Raw genomic sequence first — 6,523 nt, 5'->3', positions numbered from 1 at the left:
CTGGCACCTGATGCCATTTTTCTGCTGATGGGAAATGGGCATCTCTTTTTTTGATAAACCCAAATAATTTGTGAACACCCGGTCGGCCAGGCGCGCCGGGCGACATCGACCGGCGTTGATCCACAATGCCGCATGCAAAACGGCAACAGGAACCCGCATATGCTACCGACTAAAATTGCAGAAGGCGTCTATGATGTCGGCGTCATCGACTGGAACATCAGAGATTTTCACGGCTACTCCACCGACCGGGGAACCAGCTACAACGCCTATCTGGTGGTTGATGAGAAGGTGGCCCTCATCGACACGGTGAAGGCACCTTTTACCGACCAGCTGATCGGCAACATTTCCCAGATCATCGATCCGAAAAAGATCGACGTGGTCGTCAGCAACCACACCGAGATGGACCACTCGGGTGCGCTACCGCGTATCATGCACCGGGTGGGAGAAGATAAACCGCTGTATTGCTCCAAAATGGGTGCCAAAAACCTGGCCAGCCATTTCCCCAAGGCCTGGAACTATCACCCGGTTGAAAAGGGTGAAGAACTCAGCCTGGGGAAGCGGACCCTCACTTTCATGGAAACCCGCATGATCCACTGGCCGGACAGCATGTTTACCTACCTGAAGGAGGATCACATCCTCTTTTCCAGTGACGGGTTCGGCCAGCATTACGCGGGGTTCGACAAATTCGACGACCAGGCCGGCACGGATCTCATGGAGCAGGCTAAAAAATACTATGCCAACATACTGTTACTCTATGCACCCCGCATTCTGAAGCTGATCGAAAAAGTGGTGGCGTCGGGAATTCAGATCGACATGATCTGCCCGGACCACGGCGTCATCTGGCGCAACAACCCCGGCAAGATCATTGATGCCTACCTGAGATGGAGCCGACAGGAGCAGGAGAAGAAAGCGGTGGTCGTCTATGACACCATGTGGAAAAGCACCGAAACCATGGCCAACGCCATCGCCGAGGGCATCTCACAGACCGGTGTCAGGGTAAAGCCCATCCACATCCGCAGTTCCCACCGCAGCGACATCATGACCGATGTGCTGGATGCGGCAGCCGTGGTGGTGGGATCACCCACCCTGAACAACCAGATGTTCCCCACGGTGGCGGACGTGCTGGTTTACATGAAAGGGCTCAAACCGGAGAACAGGATCGGCGGCGCCTTTGGCTCCTATGGCTGGAGCGGTGAAGCGGTGAAGCTGGTGACGGCGGAACTGGCGGCCATGAAGTTCACGCTGATCGAACCGGGTCCCCGGCTTCAGTACGTTCCCGGTGACGCCGGTATCGATGCCTGCATCGAATACGGTAAAAAAATCGGCGACGCCGTAAACGCCAAACGATGAAAATACCAGTCCTCGATATCGGCACCTGCACCCTGTGCATGGGCTGTGTCGCCGTCTGCCCGGAAGTGTTCCGCGAAAACGATGCCGGATACATTGAAGTCATCGAGTTGGACGCCTATCCCGAAGAATGTGTGAACGAGGCCATCAAATACTGCCCCGAAGACTGTATCAGCTGGGAAGAGCAATAGTGAGGGACACATGAAAAAAGTAGCGCTTTTCGTTTTTAACGGAGACCCGGTCTGTTTCATCCATGTCCTGCTCAACGGGCTGGACATGAAAGCCAAGGGCATGGACGGCCGAATCGTCGTGGAGGGGGCGGCCACCGCCCTGCTGCCCGAACTGGCCAAACCGGAAAATCCCCTTCACAAGCTGTGGGAGAAAGCCAAGTCCCAGGGTATTGTGGAAGGGGTGTGCAAGGGGTGCGCCCACAAAATGGGCACCGTGGAAGAAGCCGCCAATCAGGGTCTGGCCCTGCTGGACGACATGTCTGGCCACCCCGCCATGTCCCGGTATATCGAAGCGGGATTTGACGTGGTATCCTTTTAGTATCTTAATCCTGAAATTGGTGTTTTTTATGTCAGAAAAGAGAATCCCAATAACCTAAAAAATCACAATAGCCAAAAAACAAATGACAAATAAATTACAATAACTAAAACTCCAGATTTCAAACATAGGTATCTTGAAGGAAGACATTCCAATTAACTAAAGCGGTAAGAGTTGACATTATAAGATTGCCAAAGACAAATGCGGATATAGATGACGGCCAAAAGCTATCGGTTTGTACCTTGTCTGAGTTTTGGATATTGTAGTTTGGAATTTGTTTGGGATTTGGTAATTGTAATTTGTTATTTTTTTAAGATTTGGTGCATACAATTTGTTGTTTCCGATTACCCGGGTTGGTGGATACAAGTATGGGCAACCGTGAACGTAAAGCCCGCATCGGGCAACTGCTTGGCCAGGACGATTTCGAAAACGCCCTGGAAACCTTCCGGCTGATGCCCGGGCGTCAGGCAGTCAATCCCCTCTTCTCTTTCTTATATTCGGGAGAGGAAAAGATCCGCTGGCGGGCGGTTACGGCAATGGGAACGGTGGTCGGCCAACTGGCCGATCGTGCAATGGAATCGGCGCGGGTGGTGATGCGCCGATTCATGTGGAACCTGAACGACGAGTCGGGTGGTATCGGCTGGGGATCGCCCGAAGCCATGGGTGAAATCACCTCCGGCCATGCCGGTCTGGCGGATGAGTTCGCCTGCATCCTGGTTTCCTATATCGATCCGCATGGCAATTTTCTCGAACACGAATTGCTCCAGCGGGGATCCTTGTGGGGTGTGGGACGGCTGGCTCACGCCCGGCCGCTGATGGCAAAGCCGGCGGCCCCCTTTCTAAGCCCATTTTTCGATTCACCCGACCCATTCCTGCGCGGCACGGCGATTTGGGCGGCCGCGCCCATCCTTGACGATTCCATGCGTCCGCTTTTAAAAGCCCGACTGTCAGATGCGGCACCCCTTCGGCTCTACCGGCAGATGTGCATGACACAGACCACCGTCGCTGAACTGGCCAACGCAGCTTTGAGCGGCCCTCTCGCTGACGCCTGACCGAAGGATTAGTTCGCCCACCAGAGGGATCGGTAAACCTGTAACCTGAAAGCGAAATGGGTCTCTAACTGGATATTGAAACGAGATATCCGACCGTCAATGAGGAGGAGGGAATGCCAAGGACCGCGGTTTTACTAGTGTTAGCCTTCGCCCTGCCCTGGGCCGCAGCGTTTACCGGGTGTGCATCGAAAGATTCCTACCGCTACGAAACGATCAAGACCCAGTATGCCGACATGGCCTGCAATCTGGGTCAATCCCGGGCGGCCGACACACCACCCGCCACCTGTGCCGTCAACAGCAGCCTGACATTACAGGATGTGCTCGATATCGCCCAGGCCAACAACCCGGATCTGCTCATGGCCGTGGCCCGCATCGCCCGGGCCCGGGCGATACTGGAAAAATCAGCCGCCCCCTTCTACCCCCAGGTGAATGTCTACACCGAATATCTTCAGGGTGACGCCCCGTCAGCCTATCTCTTCAAGACCATCGACCAGCGCAAACTGCTCCCGGGCACGGACTTCAACAACCCGGGATGGTTCGAGAATTATGAAAGCGGGGTCAGCGCCGGCATCAACCTGTTCAACGGCGGCAGAGACGGCCTAAACCGGGAGATGGCCAAAACCGGCCTTACCATTTCTCAACTGGACCGGGACGGCATCGAAAACCAGGTCTTGGCCACCGCCATCGGCGCCTACTTTGATGTCCTCGCCGCCGCCAACTTCACCACGGTGGCCGAAGAATCCGTGGAAACCACCCGCTCCCAACTACGCATCATGGATGTCCGATTTCAAGCGGGCGGCGCCTTGAAGACCGATCTGCTCTCCCTGCAGGTGCGCATGGCGGAAACCGAAGAAATCCTCGTCCAGAGCCGCAACCGGCAGCACCTGGCCAAGGCCGCCCTGGCGGAAATCCTCGGCGTCGAACCCGATATCCCCTTCGGCCTCTCTGAGGCCAAACCCCGTGCTGTCGATGTGCCCGATGGCCCCTTATCCGCGCTGGACTTCGCCCTGGACCATCGGCCCGAACTGGCCAGCGTGCGCGAACGGCTGCGCCGCTCGAAAATGGCCCTGGATGCCACCCGGGCCGGCTACCTGCCCCAAGTGGATTTCATGACCCGCTATTACGCCGATGACCCTGAGATGAAGTACAGCACCGACCAGGCTAACTGGACCGCCGCCCTCTACCTGAACTGGAAGATCTTCGACGGGTTTGCCACCAAAAGCAACCGAGCCGAAGCGCTTTCCCAACTGCAGGAAACAATGGCCGCCGACCGCAAGACCCTGCTGGCCGTCAAGTTCGACGTAAAAAGAGCCTACCTCAACCTCAATGAAGCCCAGGAACGGCTGAAAGTGACGACGTCCAATGTAGGCACGGCCAAAGAAACCTTTGAACTGGTCAAGCGCCAGTACGAGGGGGGGGCAGCCGACATCACCCGCTACCTGGAAGCCGAACTGGCCTACAACCGTTCCAGAATGAGCGAAACCGCCGCTTATTTCGACCGCGAAAAAGCCCGTGCCCAGATCGCCCGGGCCATCGGCCACTGGACCGGCAACCGTCAAAACGGCACCCAGGAGGGATAGCCCGATTGAAACCGACTTATTGCGCGTTGACCGGTGTGATCAACACATCGATGCGCCGGTTCGTGGCTCGTCCGTCAGCAGTCGTGTTGGGCGACAGGGGCCTGTCCGGACCATACCCGGTGGCCCGTATGCGATTTGCCGGAAGGGTCTTGTTGGCAACCAGGTAGGTCTTTACCACCTCGGCCCGTTTCAGGGAAAGCGCCAGGTTGGATTGTGCGGAGCCGGCGCCCTCGGTGGTATCGGTATGGCCCTCGATGGTAACGGTCGGTTGACCAAACGTCTGGATGGCCTGCTGCACCTTGCTGAGCAGGATATAGTTTTCAGGGGTCAGGGTGACCTGTCCCGCCGGGAACTTGATGCCTCGCATCCGAATCACCAGTTGGCTGCCCTGTTTGTAGACATCTGCTTCGTCAGGCCTGAAATAGCGCTGAACCGTGCTGAATTGCTGGTTAAATTCTCGTTCAACAGCGAGTTTTTGCCGGGCCGCTTCCTGCTCGCGCGAATAGCCTTTTAAACTGCCAAACTGCTGCGCCAGAGATGCCTCCCGGGCCTGGTAATTTTGATTATCTTTTTCAAGGGACTTCGTTTGTTGTTCCATCGATTCGACGGCACCGGTCAATTGACTGAGCTGGCCCTCCACACCCTTGTCCCGCAAATCACCGGTATTCATGGGTTCCCCCAGACGGGTGAGCAGGCCTTCCAGGTACAGGGCGGATGCTTCCGGTGTCATCGCCTTGAATTTTTGGCTGTTCTCGCTGATGATCATCATCCGCCGGGCCATGAACTCCGCATGGGCGGCCTTTTGGCTGATCGTGTCTGCCTCGTAAGGGTTCTGGCCGATATACGCGTCGGCCTCGTTCAAGGTCTGAAGGGCATCGTTATAGGCTGACGGGGCGATTTTCTGGACCCTGGCCTTATCGGCGTCGGTCATCATCTTACGCACATTGCCGATAGCAGTGTTTTTAATGGCCATGATTTCCAGATCCCGGAAGGCTGCCTGAACGTCAGCGGCCTTTCCCTGCGCATAGCTCAAATTGTCTCTCTCAATGGCTGTGGTGAGCTTCAGGTATTCATTCTCCACCTTATTGTAGGGTTCGCCGAGTCGGTCGGCCCCCACCTTGAGCGCTTTATCCCTGGCCTTGTTCGTTTCACCGAGCACTGTCCGCGAGACCTGGGCGATCTCTTCGGCCTTCTTCAAACTGGCCTTCCCCTGGGCGACATAGTCGCTGATGGCAGACAGCTTGGCACCTTTCTCCAGACCTTGTTTGGCCTTGATAAATGCGGACTGGGCATCGCTGAAAAGACGCGGTGAAAGCACATCCACCTGATTGGATCGTGCCGTGGCCAGATCGGCTTCCAATTGGCTGACCAGCTGCTCAGGGTTTCTGGATGTAGCCGCCGGTACCTGCGTTGCCGAACAGACGACGATAAATACCAATACCAACCCTAAAAACAGAAATCGCTTATTCATTACTTCCTCCCCCTTAATGCCAATAATTAATGGTTTCGCATCTCGAAATACCCAATCGTTTTAGGCCAGGTAAACGTTGCATCGGGTGTTTTAAACGGTGCTTGACGGTATGGGCAACAATGGTGCAAGGCTGCCGCTTCGCATGTTTCGAGACGAGAAATAGAATACCCGTTACAATAATCACCAAGTATAAGCTGGCAAGCGCTCAAGATACCAATTTTGGTATCTAATCACAAAATAACATGCCTTCGAAAAACAACCCATCGGAGGCGGTTTAGCGTCTATCAGGATGTTGAAAACCGCCATGCGCAGGCGACGGGATCAATGGCTGTACCGTTCTCAATAGATGGCGAGGGTTAAGGTTGATGAACTCGTAAAAAGTCGTTTTTCCGACGGATTCGTAAAAAGCCCGAGATCAAGGCTTGCGAATCCTGAGAATACCGCTATCGCGGGTGCCGTAGGCAGCGTACTTACGGTACTCCGCAGTGACGAAGGATGAAGTGTAACACAGATATCGGAGTTTTTAC

At 55.3% G+C, this 6,523-nt stretch carries 6 protein-coding genes; 5 read left to right on the top strand and 1 reads right to left on the bottom strand.

Annotation, left to right across the window (positions count from 1 at the left end; genetic code table 11):
- Positions 1-159: 159 nt before the first annotated feature.
- The 5 genes from QNK41_RS10120 to QNK41_RS10100 all read left to right on the top strand — a co-directional run bounded on the left by QNK41_RS10120 (position 160) and on the right by QNK41_RS10100 (position 4,525).
- Positions 160-1,350 (top strand): FprA family A-type flavoprotein, encoded by a 1,191-nt coding sequence (locus tag QNK41_RS10120; protein WP_319256339.1) that lies wholly within the window; start codon positions 160-162, stop codon positions 1,348-1,350.
- Complete coding sequence (locus QNK41_RS10115) at positions 1,347-1,538, top strand: ferredoxin (protein WP_319256336.1); 192 nt, start codon at positions 1,347-1,349, stop codon at positions 1,536-1,538. Before QNK41_RS10120 ends, QNK41_RS10115 begins: the two co-directional genes overlap by 4 nt.
- Positions 1,539-1,548: 10 nt before the next feature.
- Positions 1,549-1,896, top strand: a complete 348-nt coding sequence (locus tag QNK41_RS10110; RefSeq protein ID WP_319256334.1) for a cytoplasmic protein — start codon at positions 1,549-1,551, stop codon at positions 1,894-1,896.
- A 365-nt stretch (positions 1,897-2,261) separates the two neighbouring features.
- Complete coding sequence (locus QNK41_RS10105) at positions 2,262-2,945, top strand: DVU0298 family protein (protein WP_319256332.1); 684 nt, start codon at positions 2,262-2,264, stop codon at positions 2,943-2,945.
- A gap of 113 nt (positions 2,946-3,058) precedes the next feature.
- A complete protein-coding gene (locus QNK41_RS10100; protein ID WP_319256330.1) occupies positions 3,059-4,525 on the top strand; it encodes a TolC family protein in 1,467 nt (488 codons plus the stop codon).
- Positions 4,526-4,541: 16 nt separating this feature from the next.
- Here the strand turns inward: QNK41_RS10100 and QNK41_RS10095 are convergent, their stop codons facing one another.
- Entirely contained in the window at positions 4,542-5,996 is a 1,455-nt protein-coding gene (locus tag QNK41_RS10095; protein ID WP_319256328.1) for an OmpA family protein, read from the bottom strand.
- Between the last annotated feature and the right edge of the window lie 527 nt (positions 5,997-6,523).

Source organism: Desulfosarcina sp., assembly GCF_033791525.1.
GTDB lineage: Bacteria > Desulfobacterota > Desulfobacteria > Desulfobacterales > Desulfosarcinaceae > Desulfosarcina.
This window is presented reverse-complemented; position numbering and strand designations above follow the sequence as displayed.

Bases quoted from the DNA above. Each gene is read 5' to 3' on its own strand.
- QNK41_RS10120 (WP_319256339.1), top strand. From the start codon at position 160: ATGCTACCGACTAAAATTGCAGAAGGCGTCTATGATGTCGGCGTCATC.
- QNK41_RS10115 (WP_319256336.1), top strand. From the start codon at position 1,347: ATGAAAATACCAGTCCTCGATATCGGCACCTGCACCCTGTGCATGGGC.
- QNK41_RS10100 (WP_319256330.1), top strand. From the start codon at position 3,059: ATGCCAAGGACCGCGGTTTTACTAGTGTTAGCCTTCGCCCTGCCCTGG.
- QNK41_RS10095 (WP_319256328.1), bottom strand. From the start codon at position 5,996: ATGAATAAGCGATTTCTGTTTTTAGGGTTGGTATTGGTATTTATCGTC.
- QNK41_RS10105 (WP_319256332.1), top strand. From the start codon at position 2,262: ATGGGCAACCGTGAACGTAAAGCCCGCATCGGGCAACTGCTTGGCCAG.
- QNK41_RS10110 (WP_319256334.1), top strand. From the start codon at position 1,549: ATGAAAAAAGTAGCGCTTTTCGTTTTTAACGGAGACCCGGTCTGTTTC.